Origin of the sequence: Actinomadura rayongensis, from assembly GCF_009831215.1 — a bacterium.
GTDB classification, from domain to species: domain Bacteria; phylum Actinomycetota; class Actinomycetes; order Streptosporangiales; family Streptosporangiaceae; genus Spirillospora; species Spirillospora rayongensis.
In genome coordinates, this window is record NZ_WUTW01000002.1 from 820221 (window position 1) to 840031 (window position 19811).

Consider the following 19811-nt stretch of genomic DNA (forward strand, 5'->3'; position numbering starts at 1 on the left):
TTCCGTCGTCGGAGCGCGAGCACCGTCGTCAGTTCGGCGGACATTGCGCGGGAACGCTAGCCCGGCGCGTCGTCCGGGCGGCTCCGGCGAGCCCGAACGATCCGCCTTATCACTCGGTGAGCGTCTTGACCCGAGGGCACCGTGTCGGATATCACCATCAGGTTACTTGCCGGTAATTTTGTACATCGGGGACGGGTCAGAGGAGGCGATCGTGAGCGAGCCGACCATTGACGTTCCCTGGGGGACGATCCCGCGAGAGTTGGTCGACCCCATCCTGCCGTACGTGGACGACGCGGCACGGGAGATGATGGAGTTCATCCAGCAGCGCATTCCCGAGTACGCGCGGCCCATCGACAGCAACTACGGCCGGAAGATGTGGAACGCGATCCGGCGGGCCGTCTCGGACTTCCTGATGGTCGTGTCGCGTCCGGACGCGTCCTGGGCGCCGCTGCACGCCATCTACGCCGACATCGGCGCCTACGAGGCCCGCAAGGGACGCAGCCTGGAGAGCCTGCAGACCGCGATGCGGCTGTGCGGGCAGGTCGCCGCGCGCCGGTTCGCCAAGGACACGACGCGGTTCGGCTGGCCGCCGGAAATGCTCGGCCAGCTCACCGAGTCCCTGTTCGCCTACCTCGACGCGATCTCCGAGTCGGCCGCGATGGGCTACGCCGCCGCCCGCGACCGTCCCGAGACGCAACGCGCGCAACTGCGCGCCCGCCTGCACGCCATGCTCACCGGCGAGGGCCTGGTGGACCGCGTCGCGGTCACGCAGCTCGCCCGCTCCGCCGGCTGGACGCCGCCGAGCACGATCGCGGTCATGGCCGTCCGTCCGCCGACGAACGGGACGCCGCCGCCGGTGCTGCCGCCGCAGGTCCTCGCCGACTGGAGCGGCCCGGCGCCGTCCCTGATCGTCCCCGACCCGGACGGCCCCGCCGGCGCCCGCCTGCGCTCCGGCCTGAACGGCCTGGCCGCCGCGATGGGCCCCACCGTCGACCTCTCCCGCGGCGCCGTCTCCCTGCGCTGGGCCCGCCGGGCGCTCGACCTCGCCGAGGAAGGACGGATCACCCCGCGCGACGGCGTCGTCCACTGCCTGGACCACCTGCCGACCCTCGTCGCGTCCGCCGCCCTAGACCTGCTGGAGGCCGCGCTCCCCCAGCGCCTGGGGCCGCTGATGGACCTGAGCCCGAGCCGCCGCGAACGCGTCGTCGCCACCCTCCTCGCCTACATGGAGACCGGCCGCAACGCCGCCGCAGCCGCCCAGCGCCTCCAGGTCCACAAGCAGACCGTCCGCTACCGCCTGGCGAACATGGAGGACGTCCTCTCCGAGGGCCTGGGCGACCCGGACCGCTACCTGGAACTGATGCTGCTCCTGCACACCTGGCGCCACCTGGCCTCCGAGACCCCCTGACGAGCCCCCGCCCGGGAAATGTCGCACCCGGACGGCAGGGTGGGCGGCGTGGCGCCGCGCGCATGGCCATGACTGGTCTTGGATGAAACGGTGGTGCGTCCGTTACCAGCGGGCAATCATGGATAAACTCCCTGTCCGGCCGCCATACGGACGCCGGACGAATGCGTCGCGTCCGTGGCAGGCGGCGCCCGGCGTGCGGACGCCGGCCGCGATGAGGGGAAACAGAAGAACGGTGCGACGGGGAACCGCGTTGATCGCGCTGACCATCCTGGCGCTCGCGACGGGATGCTCGGCCAAGGACGGCGGTGGCGGCGGCGAGACCACCTCCGGGGGCCAGGACGGCGCGCCGAAGGTGACGATCGCCCCGGCGGACGCGTCCGGCGAGGCCCCACCGGACCAGGGCGTCACCGTGACGGCCGACGGCGGCACGCTCAGCCAGGTGTCGGTGCAGGTCAAGGGCGTCGAGGTCCCCGGCAAGCTCGCGGCCGACCGCAAGAGCTGGCACACGACGTGGACGCTCCGTCCCGGCACCCGCTACGAGGTGACGGCCAAGGCGGACGGCAAGAAGACCTCCACCACCGCGACCAGCCGCTTCACGACGAGTGAGGCGACGGCCCTGACGACGATCACGAACATGATCCCGCAGCGCGGCGAGACCGTCGGCACCGGCATGCCGATCCTCGTCCAGTTCAACAAGGAGGTCCCGGCGCGGGCGCGGACGGCCGTCGAGCGCGCGCTGGAGGTCACGTCCGACAAGCCGACCGAGGGCGGCTGGCGGTGGCTGAGCGCGGGCGAGTCGTTCAACGGGCTGCCGTCGGTGGTGTTCCGGCCGCGTCGGCCGTGGGAGCCGCACCAGAAGGTGACGGTCACCGCGCACTACGCGGGGCTGCGCATCGGCGACGCGGTGTTCGGCGACAAGGACGTCACGCACACGTTCCGCATCGGCGACTCCCACGTCATCAAGGTCAGCGCGACGACGCACAAGCTCACCGTCCGCAAGAACGGCAAGCTGGTGCGGAGCTGGGGCGTCAGCCTCGGCGCGGGCGGCGACGTCCAGGGCGACGGCGTCGACCACCTGCTCACGACGAGCGGCGTCCACCTGACGATGAACAAGAGCCGCCTGGAGCGGATGCGCCCGCCGGGGAAGAAGAAGGGCGACCCGGGCTGGTACGACGAGAAGGTGCCCTGGGCGTACCGGATCTCCAACAGCGGCGAGTACATCCACCAGAACATGGACGACCCGTCCTGCCTGGGCAACCGCAACTGCAGCCACGGGTGCGTGCGCTCCCCGGCCGAGGACGCGCAGTGGTTCTTCCACTGGGCCTACCCGGGCGACCTCGTCACGATCACCGGCACCAAGCGCAAGCTGGACTGGACGAACGGCTGGGGCTACTGGCAGCTCCCGTTCGACCAGTGGGTGCAGGGCGGCAAGCTGAAGCAGCCGATCACGACCGGTCCGCGGACGTAACCGGGGTCTTTTGCCGTACTGGGACTCGCCTCTGGTGTTAGGTCAAAGCCACCGAGGCGAGGACTCATCGTGAGAACGCACACCAATCCCTCCCGTATCGGGTAAATCGGTGTGCGCGCGATTCGGCACCGGCCCTCGGGAGCGACCATGAGACTGCTGGACTTTCCGGGCCGCCGCACCGCGCTGGACATCGGGGGCGCGACCCTCCGCATGCACGTCGCGGGGCACGGCATCGTCGCGAGCGAACCGACCGTCCTCGCGCGCTGCGCGGCCTCGGGACGCACGCTCGGCATCGGCGAGCAGGCCCTTGCGGTGGCCGAGCGGCGCGGCGGCGTCGACCTCGTGTGGCCCGTCCGGTGCGGGGTGCCGTGCGACACGGCGGACGTCGAGATCATGGTGCGCAAGCTGCTCCGGACGCACCACCGCAGCCACTACCTGGCACGTCCGCAGATGGCGGTGACCGCGCCGAGCGTCATGACGCCCCTCCAGGAGCAGACGATGGAGGACGTCGCGTACCGGTCGGGCGCCCGGAAGGTGACGGTCGTCCCGGTTCCGCTGGCGGCGGCGGTCGGCGCCGGGCTGGCCGCGAGCGGACGTGAGGTCGCGGCCGTCGCCGACATCGGTGCGCACACGACCGACGTCGGCGTGCTGGCGTTCGGCAGCCTCGTCGCGTCGGTGACCGCGCCGGTCGGCGGGGACATGCTGGACCGCGCGATCGTCTCCTGGGTCCGCGAGCAGCGCGGCCTGACGATCTCCGTCCGCACCGCCGAGGACGCGAAGATCACCGTCGGGGCGCTGGACGCGCGGGGCCGCCGGCGCCGGCAGCGGACGCTCGTCCACGGCAAGGACCTCATCACCGGCCTGCCGCGCGGCGAGGTGCTGACGGCGCAGGACGTCGAGCGGGCGATCGAGTCCCCGGTGCGGGCCATCGCGGACGCCGTCCGGCGCGGGCTGGCCGACTGCCCGCCCGACATGGCCGCCGAGATGGTCGGCGCGGGCCTGACCCTGACCGGCGGGACGGCGCGGCTGCCCGGCCTGCACCGCGTGCTCGCCGCCGACACGGGCCTGCCGACGCGCGTCGCGCCGAACGCGGAGATCGCGGCGGTGACCGGCGCGGCCGAGCTGCTGGCGCTCCCCCGCACGTCCGACGCGAAGGACGTGGCGGACGGCGGCGCCCGCGACTGGACGCTCCTGTCCCTCCCCCGCCAACTCTGGCCCGCCCGCCCCTGACCCCACCCACACCAACCCGCGCGGACAGCGCGGACAGCCCGCGCGAGCGGGGTGTCAGCGGGCGGGGGACAGGGTGGGGCGGCGGACGGGGGGACGCGTCAGGGCCGGCAGCGCGGTCGCGGCGAGGACGAGGAGGCCGAGCGCGGTGAAGGCCGTCCGGTAGTCGCCGCCCGTGGCGAGCGCCGCGACGAGCAGCGGCCCGACGACCCCGCCGACGCTCCACGCGACGTTCATCAGCCCGTAGATCTGCCCGGCGTGCGCGAGGCCGAAGAAGTCCGCCGCCGTCGCGGGCATGACCGCGTAGCCGCCGCCGAAGCTCGCGAACACCACGGCGGCGAGCGGCACGAACAGCGCGGGCGACGACGCGTACGGCACCGCGACCAGCGAGATGCCCATGAACGCGAGGATCAGCGCGAACGTCCGCATCCGCCCGTACCGTTCGGACAGCCAGCCCCACAGGACGCGCCCCGCGCCGTTCGCGAGGCCCATCGCGCCGGTCAGCGCGGCGGCGGACGCGGGCCCGATACCGGTGATCGCGGCGGCGGCCCCGGCGGTGACGGCGACGAACCCGATCCCGGCGACGGTGTTGAGCGTCAGCATCGCGGTGAGCAGGTACCACTGGCGGGTGCGCAGGGCGTCCGCGCAGGTCAGGTCGCCGCCGCGGGCGGTGGACGCGGCGCGGCGCGGCGGGTTGCGGAACAGCAGCGCCCCGGCCGTCGTCAGCGCGAGCGACACCAGCCCGAGCGGCAGGAACGCGCGCGTCGGGACGCGGGGATGCGCGTCCACGAGCCACTGCGCGACGGGCGACACGAGCACCGCGCCGAACCCGAACCCGCCGACCGCGACGCCGGTGATCAGCCCGCGCCGCTCGGGGTACCACTTCTGGAGCATCGCGACCGGGACGATGTAGGCGATGCCGAGCCCGAGCCCGCCGACGACCCCGTACGCGGCGAGCAGGAACCAGAACCGGTCGCGGTCGGTGACGAGCGAGGCGAGCAGCGCGCCCGTCGAGTACAGCGCGCCGCCGAGCAGCGCGGCGGCGCGCGGCCCGCGCCGGTCCTGGAGGCGCCCGCCGAGCGTCGTGCCGACGAACACCACGCCGATCGCGACCGAGAACGGCAGGACGGACGCCGCCCGCCCCAGCCCGAACCGCGTTCCCGGCTGCTGCAGCGCGTGCGCGAACACGCTCCACGCGTACACGCCGCCGAGCGCGATCTGGAAGACGACCGCGCCGCACGCGACCGCCCAGCGCGGCGCGCCGCAGACGCGCCGGTGCCGTCCCTGAATCCGATGTCCCACCGTGACCGACCCCCGTGCTCACGAATGACCACGGAATGTAACCAGACCCCGGGGTCGGACGGCGAATCGGACCGGGCTCAATCCACGCGTGAGCCGATCAGATCGGCCAGGACGTTCAGGACGTCCGCCCCCGATTCGGGCACCGGCCCCTGCGCGACGTCGTCCCCGCCGCCGCCCCGGCCGACGCCGCGCAGCAGGTCGGCGGCGGCCAGCCCGCGTCCGCGCGCCGCGTCGTTGACGGCGATCACGAGGCTTTTCGGGGCGAGCGCCGCGACGACGGCGGGCCGCCGCGCGGGGATCGCGTCGCGGACGCGGCGGGCGAGGGCGCGCGGGTCGGCGTCGGTGGCCGTCCCGACGTAGGCGACGCCCGCGACGTCGAGCGCGCCGGACGCGAGCCGGGCCGCCTCGCCGGCCGTCCGCTCGTCCAGCAGCCGCCGGTTCTCCCGCTCGACGGTCTTGAGCCGCTCGACCAGCGCGGCGATCCGCTCGGGCAGCTCGTCGCGCGGCGCCCCGACCTGCTCGGCGACGCGCGCCACGAGGTCGCGCTCGCGGGCGAGGTAGCGGAACGCCTCGATGCCGGTGACGGCCTCGACGCGGCGCCGGCCCGCGCCGACCGACGCCTCGGACGTCAGCGCGATCGACCCGATCTGCGCGGCGCGCTCCACGTGCGTCCCGCCGCACAGCTCGCGCGACCACGCGCCGCCGATCTCCACGACGCGGACGGTCTCGTCGTAGGTCTCGCCGAACAGCGCGAGCGCGCCGATCTCCCGGGCCCGCGCGAGCGACATGTACCGGACGTCGACCGGATAATCCCGGCGGAGCGCCACGTTCGCGGCCTCTTCGACCTCCGACCGGATCGCCGGGGACAGCCCGCCCCGCCACGCGAAGTCCAGCCGCAGGTAGCCGGGACGGTTGTACGACCCGGACTGCAGCGCCGCCGGGCCGAGCACCTGCCGCAGCGCCGCGTGGACGACGTGCGTCCCCGAGTGCGCCTGCCGCGCGCCGAGCCGCCACTCGGGGTCGACGTGCGCGCGGACGCGGGCGCCGAGCGCGATCTCCCCGCCGGTGACCCGGACGAGGTGCGTGACGAGCCCCTTGATCGGCCGCTGGACGTCCAGCACCTCGGCGACCGCGTCCGAAGCCTCCAGCCGTCCCGCGTCGCTGTCCTGGCCGCCCGACTCGGCGTAGAACGGCGTCCGGTCCAGGACGACCACGGCGAGGCTCCCGTCCGGCGCGGACGTGACCGGCACGCCGTCCCGGAAGATCGCCTGGACGGTCGACTCGGTGTCGAGCGTCTCGTAGGCCAGCCATTCGGTCGGCCCGGACTCGTCCAGGACGGCGCGGAACGGCCCGACGTCGGCGTGCCCGCTCTTCTTGGCCTGCGCGTCGGCCTTGGCGCGGCGGCGCTGCTCGTCCATGAGCGCGCGGAAGCCGGGGACGTCCACGTCGAGCCCGCGCTCGGCGGCGATCTCGACGGTCAGGTCGATCGGGAAGCCGTAGGTGTCGTGCAGGCGGAAGGCGGTGCTCGCGGGCAGGCTGCCGCGCGTCGCGTCCAGGGCCTCGTCCAGGAGCGCGCTGCCCTGGCGCAGCGTCGCGCGGAACGCGTCCTCCTCGCCGTACGCGGCGGACGCGATGCGCTCGAAGTCCGCCGCGAGTTCGGGGTACGACGGGGCCATCGTGTCGCGCGCCACCGGCAGCAGCTCGGGCAGCGCCGGGTCGGCGAACCCGAGCAGCCGCATCGCGCGGACGGCGCGGCGCAGGATCCGGCGCAGGACGTAGCCGCGTCCCTCGTTGGCGGGCGTGACGCCGTCGCCGATGAGCATCAGCGCGGTGCGGACGTGGTCGGCGACGACGCGCAACCGGACGTCGTCGGGGTGTCTGTCCATCGCCGCCCGCGCCCCGTAGACCTTGCCGGTCAGCTCGGCGGCGCGGTCGAGAATGGGCCGGGTCTCGTCCACCTCGTACAGGTTGTCGACGCCCTGAAGCAGCGCCGCCATCCGCTCCAGGCCCATTCCGGTGTCGATGTTGCGCGCGGGCAGTTCGCCGACGATCGGATAATCGTCCTTGCCGGTTCCTTCGCCCCGCTCGTACTGCATGAAGACGAGGTTCCAGAACTCCATGTACCGGTCCTCGTCCGCCTCCGGACCGCCCTCGCGGCCGAATTCGGGACCCCGGTCGTAGAACAGTTCCGAGCACGGCCCGGACGGCCCCGGAACGCCCATCGACCAGAAATTGTCGGCCTTCCCGCGCCGGACGATCCGCTCGGCCGGCAACCCGATGACGTCGCGCCACAGCCCGGCGGCCTCGTCGTCCTCGCGGTAGACGCTCGCCCAGATCCGGTCGGCGTCCAGGCCGTAGCCGCCCTCGCTCAGCGGCGCCGTGACCAGGTCCCAGGCGAACCGGATCGCCTCTTCCTTGAAATAGTCGCCGAAGGAGAAGTTGCCGTTCATCTGGAAGAACGTGCCGTGCCTGGTCGTCTTGCCGACCTCGTCGATGTCGAGCGTCCGCACGCATTTCTGGACGCTAGCCGCCCGGGTATAGGGCGGCGTCTCCTGACCGAGCATGTACGGCTTGAACGGCACCATTCCCGCGTTGACGAACAGCAGCGTCGGGTCGGCGGCGGGCAGCGGTGCGCTCGGGACGACGGTGTGCCCCCGCGCCTCGAAATGGGCCAGGAAACGTCGCTTCACCTCGGCCGTCCGCACGCCGCAGCCCCCTTTTCGCACGCGCACCCGGGCGGCTCGTCCGGCCCGGGCTCTGGGATGCTTTCCCCGTATCCCCCAGGAAGGACACTATGCAGCCCGCCCGATCCGTCGACCACCGACTTTCCGTGGACGACCCGCGCGTCGTCGCGTTCTGGCGCGAACGGCACCTGTGCACGCTGACCACGCTGTTCCCGGACGGGCGCCCGCACGTCGTCCCGGTCGGCGCCACACTCGACCCGGCGGCGGGCCTGGCGCGGGTGATCACGTCGGCGGGGTCGGTCAAGGCGCGCAACATCGCGCCGGACGGCTCGCCGGTCGCGCTGTGCCAGGTGGACGGACGGCGCTGGTCCACGATCGAGGGCACCGCGTTCGTCCGGACGTCGCCCGCCGAGGTCGCCGACGCCGAGGCGCGCTACGCCGAGCGGTACCGGCCGCCGCGCGCGAACCCCGAGCGGGTCGTCCTGGAGATCGCGATCGACCGGGTCATCGGCGGTGTCTGAGGTCGTCGTCGTGGGGATCGGCGCGGACGGCTGGTCCGGTCTGCCCGATTCGTCCCGCGAAGCGTTGCGCGCCGCCGAGGTCGTGGTGGGCGGCGAGCGCCAGCTCGGGCTGCTGCCGGACGAGGTGGCGGCCGAGCGGGTGCCGTGGCCGTCGCCGCTCGTCCCTGCGGTGCCGCGCGTGCTGGCCGCGCACGCCGGACGGCGGCTGGCGGTGCTGGCGAGCGGCGATCCGACGCACTACGGCATCGCGACGACGCTCGCCCGGTTCGTCCCAGTACGCGTGCTGCCGCATCCGTCGTCGGTGGCGCTGGCGTGCGCGCGGCTCGGCTGGGCGCAGGAGGACACGGCCGTGGTGAGCGCGGTCGGACGTCCGCTGGAGACCCTGCACACGCTGCTCGCGCCGGGCCGCCGGATCCTCGTGCTGAGCGCGGGTTCCGAAACCCCCATGGCCGTCCTCGCCCTTCTGGACGAGCGAGGCTTCGCTGACGCCGAGGTGACGGTTCTCGAACGTCTCGGCGCGCCCGACGAGCGCGTCGGCCCGTGGCACTACGCCGTCGACCCGCTGAACATCGTCGCGGTCGAATGCCGGACCGGTCCGGCGTTGCCGCTGGTGCCGGGCCTGCCGGACGACGCCTACGAACACGACGGGCAGCTCACCAAGCGCGAGGTCCGCGCGATCACGCTGGCCCGGCTCGGGCCGCTGCCCGGCGAGCTGCTGTGGGACGTCGGCGGCGGCGCGGGGAGCGTCGCGATCGAGTGGATGCGGACGCACCCGTCCTGCCGGGCCGTCGCGATCGAGCGCGACCCCGTCCGGGCGGAGCGGCTGGCCGCCAACGCCCGCGCGCTCGGCGTCCCGGCGCTGCGCGTCGTGACCGGGACGGCGCCCGCCGCGCTGCGCGGCCTGCCCGCGCCGGACGCGGTGTTCGTCGGCGGCGGCGTGACGGCCCCGGGACTGATCGACACGTGCCGGACGGCGCTGCGGCCCGGCGGACGGCTCGTCGTGAACGCGGTGACCGTCGAGTCCGAGGCCGTCCTCGCGCGCGCCCGCGCCGACCACGGCGGCGACCTGACCCGCATCGACATCGCCCGCGCCGCCCCGGTCGGCGCGTTCACCGGATGGAGGCCCGCGATGCCCGTGACGCAGTGGACGGTGACGCGATGACGATCCACTTCATCGGCGCGGGCCCCGGCGCGGCCGACCTCATGACGCTGCGCGGACGCGACCTCATCGCGGCCAGCCCGGTGTGCCTGTACGCGGGGAGCCTCGTCCCGCCCGAGGTCCTGACCTGGTGCCCGGCCGACGCGCGACTGATCGACACGGCGTCGATGGTGCTGGACGACATCGTCGCCGCGATGGCCGCCGCGCACGCCGAGGGCCACGACGTCGCGCGCCTGCACTCGGGCGACCCGTCGGTGTTCAGCGCGATGGCCGAGCAGATGCGCCGCCTGGACGCCCTCGGCATCCCCTACCGGGTCACGCCCGGCGTCCCGGCGTTCGCGGCGGCGGCTGCGGCGCTGAACCACGAGCTGACCGTCCCGGCCGTCGGCCAGACCGTGATCCTCACCCGCACCTCGGCCCGCGCGACCCCGATGCCGCCCGGCGAGGACCTGGCGACGCTCGGCCGGAGCCGCGCGACGATCGTGCTGCACCTGGCCGTCCAGCGCATCGACCAGGTCGTCGCCGAACTGCTCCCGAACTACGGCCCCGACTGCCCGGTCGCGGTGGTCGCCAACGCGAGCCGCCCCGACGAGACCGTCCTGCGCGGCACCCTGACCACCATCGCCGCGCAGGTCGTCGCCGCCGGCGTCCGCCGCACCGCCGTGATCATCGTCGGCCGGACGCTGACCGCCGCGTCCTTCCCCGACAGCCACCTGTACTCCAAGTCCCGCCTCCGCTGAGACGGCTTCGAGCCGGTTGTGCGGAGGCTCTTGGCCGTCCGGCGGTACAAGCGTATGGTTTGCTGAACGCTTGTATTGGAGGGGCATGAACGAGGACGATCTCACTGCCCGGGCGCGGATCCGGGACGCGGCGCTGCTGGAGTTCGGCGAGCACGGCGTCAAGGGCGCGACGATCCGGGGCATCGCGCAGCGGGCCGGGGTGTCGCCGGGGCTCGTCCAGCACCACTTCGGGACGAAGGACGGGCTGCGCGAGGCGTGCGACCGGTACACGATCGACGCCATCCGCGTGACGAAGCGGGACGCCATCGAGAAGGGCGTGAACGAGCCGGGGCTGCTCGCGTCCGTCCTCAACGTCACGCTCCCGATCCAGCGGTACGTCGCGCGGGCGCTGGTGGACGGCTCCCCCGCCGCCGCCGCGCTGTTCGACGACACGGTCAAGGCCAGCACCGAGCTGCTCGGCCAGGGGTTGACGGGCATGAAGCGGCCGACCACGTCCGACCTGGAGGCGTACTCGGCGGCGGTCACCGCGATGACCTTCGGGCTCGTCGTCCTGCACGAGCACCTCGGGCGCGTGCTCGGCGAGGACCCGCTCACGGTGGCGGGCTATCCGCGGCTCGCGCTCGCCGTCCTCGACGTGTTCGCCGACGACCTGCTGTCCCCCGAGCTGGTGGACCGGTCCCGCGCGGCCATCCGGCAGTTCGCCCCCGAGACGAGGAGTTGATCACTGTGACGACGCCGATCGCGGTGTCCGGCCTGGTCAAGACGTTCGGCCGGACCCGCGCGCTCGACGGGCTGGACCTGACCGTCCGGCCGGGCGAGGTCCACGGGTTCCTCGGCCCGAACGGCGCGGGCAAGAGCACGACGATCCGCGTCCTGCTCGGGCTGCTGCGCAAGGACGCGGGCGAGGTGGCGCTGCTCGGCGGCGACCCGTGGCGGGACGCGACCGAGCTGCACCGCCGCATCGCCTACGTCCCCGGCGACGTGACGCTGTGGCCGAACCTGTCCGGCGGCGAGGTCATCGACCTGCTCGGCCGGATGCGCGGCGGCATCGACCCCCAGCGCCGCGCGGAGCTGCTGGAGCGCTTCGAGCTGGATCCGCGCAAGAAGGGCCGCGCGTACTCCAAGGGCAACCGGCAGAAGGTCGGGCTGGTGGCGGCGTTCGCGTCCGACGCCGAGCTGCTGATCCTGGACGAGCCCACGTCCGGCCTGGACCCGCTGATGGAGGAGGTCTTCCAGGAGTGCGTCCGGGAGGACCGGGAGAAGGGCCGGACGGTCCTGCTGTCCAGCCACATCCTGTCCGAGGTCGAGGCGCTGTGCGACCGGGTGACGATCGTCCGCGCGGGCGCGACGGTCGAGACCGGCACGCTGGACGAACTGCGCCACCTCACCCGCACGTCCCTGGACGCCGAGCTGGACGGCCCGCCGACCGGGCTTGCCGAGCTGCCCGGCGTCCATGACCCGCGCGTAGACGGAACACGGTTCCGGTGCCAGGTCGACACGGCGCGGCTCGGGGACGTCCTGAAGCACCTGACGGCGATCGGCGTCCGGAATCTGGTGAGTCGTCCGCCCACACTGGAAGAGCTGTTCCTCCGCCACTACACCGGGGCGGACGCGTGAGCGCGCTCGCGGGCACGGGCGGGCTCGTCCGGCTGGCGCTGCGCCGCGACCGGATCGCCCTGCCCGTCTGGACGCTCGTCCTGGCGCTCGTACCGGTCGGATTCGTATCGACGTACCAAGAGCTGTATCCGACGGTGGCGGACCGGCTGGGCTACGCACGGACGTCCGGGACGAACCCGACGTTCCTGGCGCTCTACGGCCCGCTCAACGACACCGGCATCGGCGGCATCGTCGCCCAGCGCGCCGCGATGATCCCGGTGGTGCTGGCGCTCGTCATGATGCTGACCGTCGTCCGGCACACGCGCACCGAGGAGGAGGCCGGACGGCGCGAACTGCTCGGCGCGACCGTCCTCGGCCGGGGCGCGCCGCCGGCCGCCGCGCTGCTCGTCACCGCGGCGGCGAGCGCGGCGGGCGGCGCGCTCCTGACGGCCGGGATGCTCGGCAAGGGCCTCCCGGCGGCCGGTTCGGCGGCGTTCGGCGCGCAGTTCGCGGCGGCCGGGCTGCTGTTCGCGGCCGTCGCGGCGCTCGCGGCGCAGCTCACCGAGAGCGCAACGGCGGCGCGCGGTCTCGCGATCGCGGTGCTGGGCGCGTCCTACGGGCTGCGGCTCGGCGCGGACGTGGGCGGCGCCGGGAACGGCCTGGAATGGCTCGGCTGGCTGACGCCGCTCGGCTGGGTGCAGCGGATCCGTCCGTACGGGGGCGAGCGGTGGTGGCTGCTCGCGGTGATCGCCGTGGCGTACGCGCTGCTCGTCGCGACGGCGGGGCGGGTGGCGGCCCGGCGCGACCTCGGCGCGGGCGTCCTGCCGCCCCGGCTCGGCCCCGCGACGGGCGCGCTGCGGGGCGCGTTCGGGCTCGCGTGGCGGCTCCAGAGCCGTCCGCTCGCCGCCTGGACGGCCGGGTTCGCCGCGCTCGGGCTCATCTACGGCGGCGTCGCGGGCGGCGTGAACGACCTGGTCAAGGACAATCCGGACCTGCAGCAGATCTTTGAGCGGATCGGCGGGAGCAACGGGATCGAGGACGCGTTCTTCGCCTCGTCCATGACCACGCTCGGCATGATCGCGGCGGCCTACGCGGTGTCGGCGGCGCTGCGGCCCCGCACCGAGGAGACCGCGCAGCGCGCCGAACCTCTCCTCGCCACGGGCACCGGGCGGCTGCGCTGGGCGGCGAGCCATCTGGCGTTCGCGGTGCTCGGCCCGGCGGTCGTTCTGGCGGTCGCGGGCGTCGTGACGGGGCTCGTCCACGATCCGGGCTCGACGGGACGGCTGACGGGCGCGGCGCTCGCGCAGCTCCCGGCCGTATGGCTGGTCGCGGCCGTCGCCGTCCTGCTGTTCGGGCTGCTGCCCCGGGCGACCCCGGCCGCGTGGGGCGTGCTCGGCGTCGTCGTGCTGGTCTCGCTGTTCGGTCCGGCGCTGGACCTCGCGCAGCCGGTGCTGGACGTGTCGCCGTTCACGCACGTCCCGAAGCTGCCGGGGCACGCGGTCGCCTGGACGCCGCTCGCCGTCCTGACCGTCCTCGCGGCGCTGGTCGGCGCGGCCGGGCTGCTCGGGCTGCGCCACCGGGACATGGCCACCGGTTAAGGAACCGTCGCGGGCCGGATAGGGTTGCGGGTTGCTCGGGAAAGGAGCGAGGTGACCTCCGCAGAGACCCTGTCCGCGCCCGCGACCGACATCGCGCGGGAGGCGGCCCGCCGCCGCACCTTCGCGGTGATCAGCCACCCGGACGCCGGGAAGTCCACGCTCACCGAGGCGCTGGCACTGCACGCCGCCGCGATCGAGGAGGCCGGCGCCGTCCACGGGAAGGCGGGACGCAAGGGCGTCGCGTCCGACTGGATGGAGATGGAGCGCAGCCGCGGCATCTCGATCACCTCGTCGGTGCTGCGGTTCGAGTTCGACGACGTCCTGTTGAACCTGCTCGACACGCCGGGCCACGCCGACTTCTCCGAGGACACCTACCGCGTCCTCGCCGCCGTCGACGCCGCGATCATGCTGCTGGACTCGGCGAAGGGCCTGGAGGCGCAGACTCTCAAGCTGTTCGACGTGTGCCGCCACCGGGGCATCCCGGTGATCACCTTCGTCAACAAGTGGGACCGGCCCGGCCGCGAGCCGCTGGAGCTGCTGGACGAGGTCGAGCAGCGGATCGGGCTGCGTCCGGCGCCGCTGAACTGGCCGGTCGGCGTCGCGGGCGACTTCCGGGGGCTGATCGACCGGGCGTCCGGGCGGTTCACCCGCTACACCCGCACGCCCGGCGGGGCGCGGCGCGCCGAGGCCGAGGTGGTGGACGCTTCCCGTGCCGCCGCCGAGGAGGGGTCCGCCTGGACGGCCGCCGTCGAGGAGCTGGCGCTGCTGGACGAGATCGGCGCCGACCTGGATCTGTCCTTGTTCCACGCGGGTTCCTGCACGCCCGTTCTGTTCGGGGCGGCGCTGCCGAACTTCGGGGTGCGGGAGCTGCTGGCGACCGTCCGGGACCTCGCGCCGCCGCCCGCGCCCCGGCCGGACGGCTCCGGCGAGTCGCGTCCCGTCACCGCGCCGTTCGCCGGGCAGGTGTTCAAGGTGCAGGCCGGGATGGACCGCGCGCACCGGGACCGGCTCGCGTTCATCCGCGTCTGCTCGGGGCGGTTCGAGCGCGGGATGTCGCTCGTCCACCAGCGCACGGGGCGTCCGCTCGCGACGAAGTACGCGCAGACCGTCTTCGGCCGCGACCGGTCCACGCTGGACGTCGCCTACCCCGGCGATGTGATCGGCCTGCCGAACACTGTCGGGCTGACGGTCGGCGACACCCTCTACGTGAAGACGCCGGTGGTTTTCCCGCCGATTCCTCCGTTCGCGCCCGAACTGTTCGCGGTGGCGCGCGCCAAGGACAACGGGCGCGCCAAGCAGTTCCGGCGCGGCATCGAGCAGCTGGACGGCGAGGGGGTCGTGCAGGTGCTGCGCAGCGACGTCCGCGGCGACCAGGCGCCGGTGCTCGCGGCGGTCGGCGCGCTGCAGTTCGAGGTCGTGGCGCACCGGATGGCCGAGGAGTTCGGCGCGGCCATCGACCTGACCCGGCTGGACTACACGACGGCGCGGATCACCGACGCCGAATCCGCCGGGCCCCTCGGGTCGCGCTCCGGCGTGGAGGTGTTCACGCGGAGCCTGGACGGGTCGCTGATCGCGGTGTTCACCGACAAATGGCGGCTGAACGCCGTCCGCCGCGAATTCCCGGACCTGACCTTGACCCCGATGCTCGCCGCCGAGGAAGCCTCCTGACTCACATGCGGTCGTAGACGGCCGTGAACGCGTCGCGTTTCTTCTTGTAGCGCTTGTATTTCCGCTCGGCCACCTCGTAGTCGGACGGCGTGATGGTGCCGTCGACCATCGGAGCCGTCCGCGAGAGGTTGTTCGACGGGGGCGGCTCCTTCGCGCGCTCGTCCCAGGCGTCGAAGTTCTCTTTGGCGCGTGTGAGCCAGGTGGCGCGCACTCCGGTGTTCCCCAGACGAGCCACCTCGGCGGCGGCCAGCGCGGCGCCCGCCGCGCCGTAGCGGGCGTCGGCGACGACGTCGCGGAATCCGACGTGTCGGCCGAAGAAGTTCGCGAAATGCGGTCCTTCGGCGATCGAGACCTGTTTCTCGTACGCGCCGTAGAGCAGGGCCTCGGCGGCGGCGAAACGTCCGTCGCCGACCGCGCGGACGGCGGCCTTGGCGTCCACGTCCGCGAGCTTGCCGAGGATCTCGACCATCGGGCCGCCGGAGCCGAGCGCCCACACGTCGCGGCTCACACCGACCACCTTCTGCAAGGCCAGCAGGCCCGCCACCACATCGACCACGCCGAACCTCCGGGTTGCGGGGACGGTGGGAGCGCCGCTTCCAGGATGCCCTGTCGGGCGCACGTACGTCTTACCTTCTCTTTGCGCATACCGTGAGCTGCGGAGATGACGAAGGGAGAGGCGATGATCACGGTTTCGGGCGGGCTGCGGCGGCGGCTGGGGATCGGCCGGAATCCGCTGCGGCGTCCGGTGGACCGCGTCCAGCGGACCGTGGGCGCGGCACTGCTGCTCGTCTTCCTCATCGCGGCGCCGATCGTCGCCGTCCGGCTCGCGGCGCCCGGATACGGCGACGGCGTGCGGGCCGAGCGCGCCGAGGCCGCCGCCCGGCACCGGGTGGACGCGCGGGTCGAGCGGATCGACGAGCGGCCCAAAGTCGGGACATCCTTCGTCTTCACCTACGCGGCCTTGGCTTGGACCGAGCCGGATGGAACGGTCCATCGAGCCGAGACGGAAGCCTGGGCAGGGGCGACACAAGGGGAACAACGTTCCGTTTGGGTGAACGCGGCTGGGCGCTTGACCCCCGCGCCGCGCGACCACGCCCGGACGGTCGGCGTCGCGATCCTCACCGGCGCCGCCGGAGTCCTGGCGGCCGGGGTCGTCCCGCTCGCCGCGTACCTGGTCGTCCGGCGCCGCTGCAACCGGCGCCGCCGGGACCTGTGGGACGCCGGACTCGCCCGGCTCGTCCGAGACCCGATCACCTGACACCACCCACGTCACGACGCGGCGGCCCGCGCGAAAGCGCCGCGTCACGGCGCAGCGGGCCTGGCGAGGACGCCCGCTTCAGGACGCGGCGGGCCTCACGAGGGCGCCCGCGCCAAGGCGCGACGGGCCTTGCGAGGGCGAGCCCGTCAGGGCGCGGCGGGCCTTGCGAGGGCGAGCCCGTCAGGGCGCGGCGGGCCTTGCGAGAGCGAGCGCTAGGCCCGCCAGCGCCGTCCCCAGGACGTACCGCTGCGCGCGCCGCCAGCCCGGGCGGCGGGCGAGGAAGCCGGCGACCCCGCCCGCGCCGAGCACGATCAGGCCGTTCACGGCGACCGCGACGGCGACGTGGGCCAAGCCGAGCACCAGCAGCTGCGCCGCTACCGGCCCGCGCGCCGGGTCCGCGAACTGCGGCAGCAGCGACACGTACAGGACGGCGATCTTCGGGTTGAGCAGGTTCGTGACCAGCCCCATCGTGAACAGGCGACGCGGCGGGTCGGACGCGGGCGCGCCGGTGTCGAACGGCGAGGTCCCGCCGGGGCGCACCGCCTTCCACGCGAGCCACAGCAGATACGCGGCGCCCGCGAGCTTGACCGCCGTGTGGACGGCCGGGACGAGCGTGAACACCGTCCCGAGCCCGGCGGCGACCGCGACCACGTAGACCGCGAAGCCCGCCGCGACGCCGCCGAGCGAGACGAGCCCGGCCGTCCGGCCCTGCGCGACCGAGCGCGACACGAGATACACCATGTTCGGCCCGGGCGTCAGGACGAGCCCGAGCCCCACCGCCATCACCCCGAGCACCGCCGTCATCGTGACCATGCCGCCGACGGTAGGAGCCGCACCGAACTCGGTGCAATACTTCAGATTGCACTCGGTGCAATGAGGTGAGCATGACGGACTATCTGCGCATAGCGGACGCGCTGACCGCCGAGATCGACGCCGGACGGCTCCGTCCGGGCGCCCGGCTCCCGCCGCAGCGGACGTTCGCGCGGCGGCACCGCATCGCGCCGTCCACGGCCGCCCGCGTCTACGCCGAGCTGGCCCGGCGCGGACGGGTCGTCGGCGAGGTCGGGCGGGGCACGTTCGTCCGCGCCGGGACGCCGCACGCCGACCCGGCGCTGGCCGAGCCCGCCGCCGCACCGATCGACCTGGAACTGAACGTCCTGACCGTGCCCGGGCAGGACGCGCTGCTGGCACGCGGCCTCGCCCGCCTGACCCGCCCGGACGCGCTCGCCGCCGCGCTGCGTCCCGCCGGAGCCGCCGGGACGCCGTCCGCCCGCGCCGCCGTCGCCGCGCTCTGGCCCGGCCTCCCGGCGGACGGCGTGCGCTTCGCGGCGGGCGGACGGCAGGCCCTCGCGGCGGCCGTGTCCGCACTCGTCCCGCCCGGCGCGCGGCTGGCGGTGGACGAGTTCACCTACCCGCCGCTGCTCGCCCTCGCGGACCGGCTCGGCGCCACGGTCGTCCCGGTGCCCGCCGACGAGCACGGAATGCGGCCCGACGCGCTCGCCGAACTGCACCACCGCGCACCGATCGCGGCCGTGTACGTCCAGCCGACGCTGCACAACCCGTCCGGGACGACGATGCCCGCGCACCGCCGCGCCGCGCTCGCCGCGACCGGCCTCCCGTTCGTCGAGGACGCCGTGTGGGCGTTCCTCGACCCGTCCGCGCCGCCGCCGCTCGCCGTCCACGCGCCCGACCGGACGATCCTCGTGGACGGCCTCTCCAAACGCCTCACCCCCGGCCTGACCCTGGGCTTCGCGCTGGCCCCGCCGCCGCTCGCCGAACGCGTCGCGTCCGCGCTGCGCGCCGGGGCCTGGACGGCGTCCGGCTTCGCGCTGGAGGCCGCGACGGGCTGGCTGACGGACGGCACCGCCGCCGCGATCGCCGCCGCCAAACGCGCCGACGCCGCCCGCCGCCGCGCCGAGGCCGCCACCGCGATCCCGTCGGCGCGCGGCGGCCCGCACTCGTCCTTCTGCTGGTGGGAGCTGCCGGAGCCGTGGCGCGCCGAGACGTTCGCGGCGGCAGCCGCCCGGCACGGCATCGCCGTCACACCGGGCACGGCCTTCGCCGCCCGCCGCGGCGCGACGCCCCGCGCCGTCCGCCTGGCGCTGGCGTCCCCGCCGCACGACGTCCTGGCCCACGCACTGACCACCCTGGCGGACCTGTCCCACACCGCCCCGCCCGCCTAGCCCGCCCGACCGGCCCGCTGACCATCCTCACCACCCTTCCCGACTAGCCCGCCGGGCCAGCCCGCACGCTGACCGTCCCGGCCGACCGGTCCTGCAACGCCCCACCCGGCCAGCCCGTGTACCGGCCGGCCTCGCGAACCTGTCCCGCACCACCCCGGCCGCCTAGCCCGCCCGGCCGACCCGCTGACCGTCCTGGCGGACATGTCCCGCACGGCCCCGCGCGGCTGGCCCGCGCGGCGGCCGTTGCCGGCGCCGCTGGGCGTCAGCCGGCGAGCATCTGCTCCAGGGCGGCCGGGTCCGTCAGGTAGACGGCGCCCGCGCCGGCCGAGGCGTCGTCGGGCCAGACGACCGGGGCGTCGGCCGCGACGGCGGTCAGGATGCGGGCGGCGACCGTCGCCGGGTCGGCCTTGGCGGCGTCGACCCCGGCGAGCATGTCGGTGTCGATGCCGCCCGGGTAGGCGCCCACGACCGTGATGGCGTCCGCGGCGACGGCGGCGCGCAGGGCCTGCGTCATCGAGTGCGCGGCGGCCTTGGACGCCGAGTAGCCCGCCATCGGGCCCATCGGCGCGAGCGCGATGAGCGTCAGCACGTTCACGATCGCCGCGCCGCCGGACGCCCGTCGCAGCGCGGGCAGGAACGCCCGCGCGACGCGCAGCGCGCCGAGGTAGTTCGTCCGGACGTCGCGCTCGAAGAGGTCGAGGTCGCCGTCGAGGACGGAGCCGAACCCGAGCACGCCCGCGTTGTTGACCAGCAGCGTCACGTCCGGGGCGGCCTTGGCGGCGGCGGCGACGCTCGCGGCGTCGGTGACGTCCAGCGCGACGACCCGGACGCGCGGGTCGGCGGCCACGTCGGACGCGACCGAGCCGGTGTCGCGGGCGCCGAGGTAGACCTTCTCCGCCCCCCAGGCCAGCAGTTCGGCGACGAGCCGGGCGCCGAGGCCGCGGTTCCCGCCGGTGACGAACGCTACGGAGCCGGTGATGTTCATGGGGTTCCTCCCTG

General features: G+C 74.4%; 17 protein-coding genes. 12 read left to right on the top strand and 5 right to left on the bottom strand.

What is annotated here, in order from left to right:
- Window positions 1-211 precede the first annotated feature (211 nt).
- From GQ466_RS13100 to GQ466_RS13110, 3 genes are all read left to right on the top strand, one after another.
- Window positions 212-1408, top strand: a complete 1197-nt coding sequence (locus GQ466_RS13100; RefSeq protein ID WP_161103128.1) for a PucR-like N-terminal domain-containing protein — start codon at window positions 212-214, stop codon at window positions 1406-1408.
- Between the two features lie 250 nt (window positions 1409-1658).
- Window positions 1659-2876, top strand: coding sequence for a L,D-transpeptidase (locus GQ466_RS13105; protein ID WP_161103129.1), 1218 nt, complete (start codon window positions 1659-1661; stop codon window positions 2874-2876).
- Between the two features lie 147 nt (window positions 2877-3023).
- Window positions 3024-4106, top strand: coding sequence for a rod shape-determining protein (locus GQ466_RS13110; protein WP_161103130.1), 1083 nt, complete (start codon window positions 3024-3026; stop codon window positions 4104-4106).
- Window positions 4107-4160: 54 nt separating this feature from the next.
- Here the strand turns inward: GQ466_RS13110 and GQ466_RS32755 are convergent, their stop codons facing one another.
- Together GQ466_RS32755 and alaS are read right to left on the bottom strand one after the other, a co-directional pair.
- The gene (locus tag GQ466_RS32755; RefSeq protein ID WP_337193447.1) at window positions 4161-5405 is read right to left on the bottom strand and encodes an L-lactate MFS transporter; all 1245 of its coding nucleotides are present in this window, start codon (window positions 5403-5405) and stop codon (window positions 4161-4163) included.
- Window positions 5406-5482: 77 nt separating this feature from the next.
- Entirely contained in the window at window positions 5483-8110 is a 2628-nt protein-coding gene (alaS, locus tag GQ466_RS13120) for an alanine--tRNA ligase (protein WP_161103131.1), read from the bottom strand.
- Between the two features lie 125 nt (window positions 8111-8235).
- Between alaS and GQ466_RS13125 the strand changes: the two genes are divergently transcribed.
- The 7 genes from GQ466_RS13125 to GQ466_RS13155 all read left to right on the top strand — a co-directional run bounded on the left by GQ466_RS13125 (window position 8236) and on the right by GQ466_RS13155 (window position 15371).
- The gene (locus GQ466_RS13125) at window positions 8236-8610 is read left to right on the top strand and encodes a pyridoxamine 5'-phosphate oxidase family protein (RefSeq protein ID WP_378186368.1); all 375 of its coding nucleotides are present in this window, start codon (window positions 8236-8238) and stop codon (window positions 8608-8610) included.
- Window positions 8603-9772, top strand: a complete 1170-nt coding sequence (gene cbiE, locus GQ466_RS13130) for a precorrin-6y C5,15-methyltransferase (decarboxylating) subunit CbiE (RefSeq protein WP_161103133.1) — start codon at window positions 8603-8605, stop codon at window positions 9770-9772. The genes GQ466_RS13125 and cbiE overlap by 8 nt, the downstream gene beginning before the upstream one ends.
- Window positions 9769-10509: a precorrin-4 C(11)-methyltransferase gene (gene cobM / locus GQ466_RS13135; RefSeq protein ID WP_161103134.1), complete on the top strand. Its 741-nt coding sequence runs from the start codon at window positions 9769-9771 to the stop codon at window positions 10507-10509. The genes cbiE and cobM overlap by 4 nt, the downstream gene beginning before the upstream one ends.
- 85 nt (window positions 10510-10594) lie before the next feature.
- Window positions 10595-11230 (top strand): TetR/AcrR family transcriptional regulator, encoded by a 636-nt coding sequence (locus GQ466_RS13140; protein WP_161103135.1) that lies wholly within the window; start codon window positions 10595-10597, stop codon window positions 11228-11230.
- A 5-nt stretch (window positions 11231-11235) separates the two neighbouring features.
- On the top strand, window positions 11236-12126 hold the full coding sequence (locus tag GQ466_RS13145; protein WP_161103136.1) for an ATP-binding cassette domain-containing protein: 891 nt from the start codon (window positions 11236-11238) through the stop codon (window positions 12124-12126).
- A complete protein-coding gene (locus GQ466_RS13150; protein WP_161103137.1) occupies window positions 12123-13703 on the top strand; it encodes an ABC transporter permease in 1581 nt (526 codons plus the stop codon). The genes GQ466_RS13145 and GQ466_RS13150 overlap by 4 nt, the downstream gene beginning before the upstream one ends.
- A 51-nt stretch (window positions 13704-13754) precedes the next feature.
- Window positions 13755-15371 carry a peptide chain release factor 3 gene (locus tag GQ466_RS13155; protein WP_161103138.1) on the top strand — a complete coding sequence of 539 codons (1617 nt, stop codon included), beginning with the start codon at window positions 13755-13757 and terminating at the stop codon, window positions 15369-15371.
- Between the two features lies 1 nt (window position 15372).
- On the opposite strand, the gene GQ466_RS13160 is transcribed toward GQ466_RS13155, so the two are convergent.
- Window positions 15373-15927: a hypothetical protein gene (locus GQ466_RS13160; RefSeq protein ID WP_161103139.1), complete on the bottom strand. Its 555-nt coding sequence runs from the start codon at window positions 15925-15927 to the stop codon at window positions 15373-15375.
- A 123-nt stretch (window positions 15928-16050) separates the two neighbouring features.
- On the opposite strand from GQ466_RS13160, the gene GQ466_RS13165 reads away from it, so the two are divergent.
- Window positions 16051-16629, top strand: a complete 579-nt coding sequence (locus GQ466_RS13165; RefSeq protein ID WP_161103140.1) for an Rv1733c family protein — start codon at window positions 16051-16053, stop codon at window positions 16627-16629.
- A 180-nt stretch (window positions 16630-16809) separates the two neighbouring features.
- On the opposite strand, the gene GQ466_RS13170 is transcribed toward GQ466_RS13165, so the two are convergent.
- The gene (locus tag GQ466_RS13170; protein ID WP_161103141.1) at window positions 16810-17442 is read right to left on the bottom strand and encodes a LysE family translocator; all 633 of its coding nucleotides are present in this window, start codon (window positions 17440-17442) and stop codon (window positions 16810-16812) included.
- Between the two features lie 71 nt (window positions 17443-17513).
- Between GQ466_RS13170 and GQ466_RS13175 the strand changes: the two genes are divergently transcribed.
- Entirely contained in the window at window positions 17514-18812 is a 1299-nt protein-coding gene (locus GQ466_RS13175) for an aminotransferase-like domain-containing protein (RefSeq protein WP_161103142.1), read from the top strand.
- 262 nt (window positions 18813-19074) lie between these two features.
- Here GQ466_RS13175 and GQ466_RS13180 read toward each other — a convergent pair whose 3' ends face one another.
- Window positions 19075-19797, bottom strand: a complete 723-nt coding sequence (locus GQ466_RS13180) for an SDR family NAD(P)-dependent oxidoreductase (RefSeq protein ID WP_161103143.1) — start codon at window positions 19795-19797, stop codon at window positions 19075-19077.
- Window positions 19798-19811 lie beyond the last annotated feature (14 nt).

Excerpts from the sequence above, each read along its gene's own strand:
- GQ466_RS13110 (WP_161103130.1), top strand. The coding sequence starts at position 3,024 with ATGAGACTGCTGGACTTTCCGGGCCGCCGCACCGCGCTGGACATCGGG.
- GQ466_RS13140 (WP_161103135.1), top strand. The coding sequence starts at position 10,595 with ATGAACGAGGACGATCTCACTGCCCGGGCGCGGATCCGGGACGCGGCG.
- GQ466_RS13180 (WP_161103143.1), bottom strand. The coding sequence starts at position 19,797 with ATGAACATCACCGGCTCCGTAGCGTTCGTCACCGGCGGGAACCGCGGC.
- cobM (WP_161103134.1), top strand. The coding sequence starts at position 9,769 with ATGACGATCCACTTCATCGGCGCGGGCCCCGGCGCGGCCGACCTCATG.
- GQ466_RS13175 (WP_161103142.1), top strand. The coding sequence starts at position 17,514 with ATGACGGACTATCTGCGCATAGCGGACGCGCTGACCGCCGAGATCGAC.
- GQ466_RS13170 (WP_161103141.1), bottom strand. The coding sequence starts at position 17,442 with ATGGTCACGATGACGGCGGTGCTCGGGGTGATGGCGGTGGGGCTCGGG.
- GQ466_RS13165 (WP_161103140.1), top strand. The coding sequence starts at position 16,051 with ATGATCACGGTTTCGGGCGGGCTGCGGCGGCGGCTGGGGATCGGCCGG.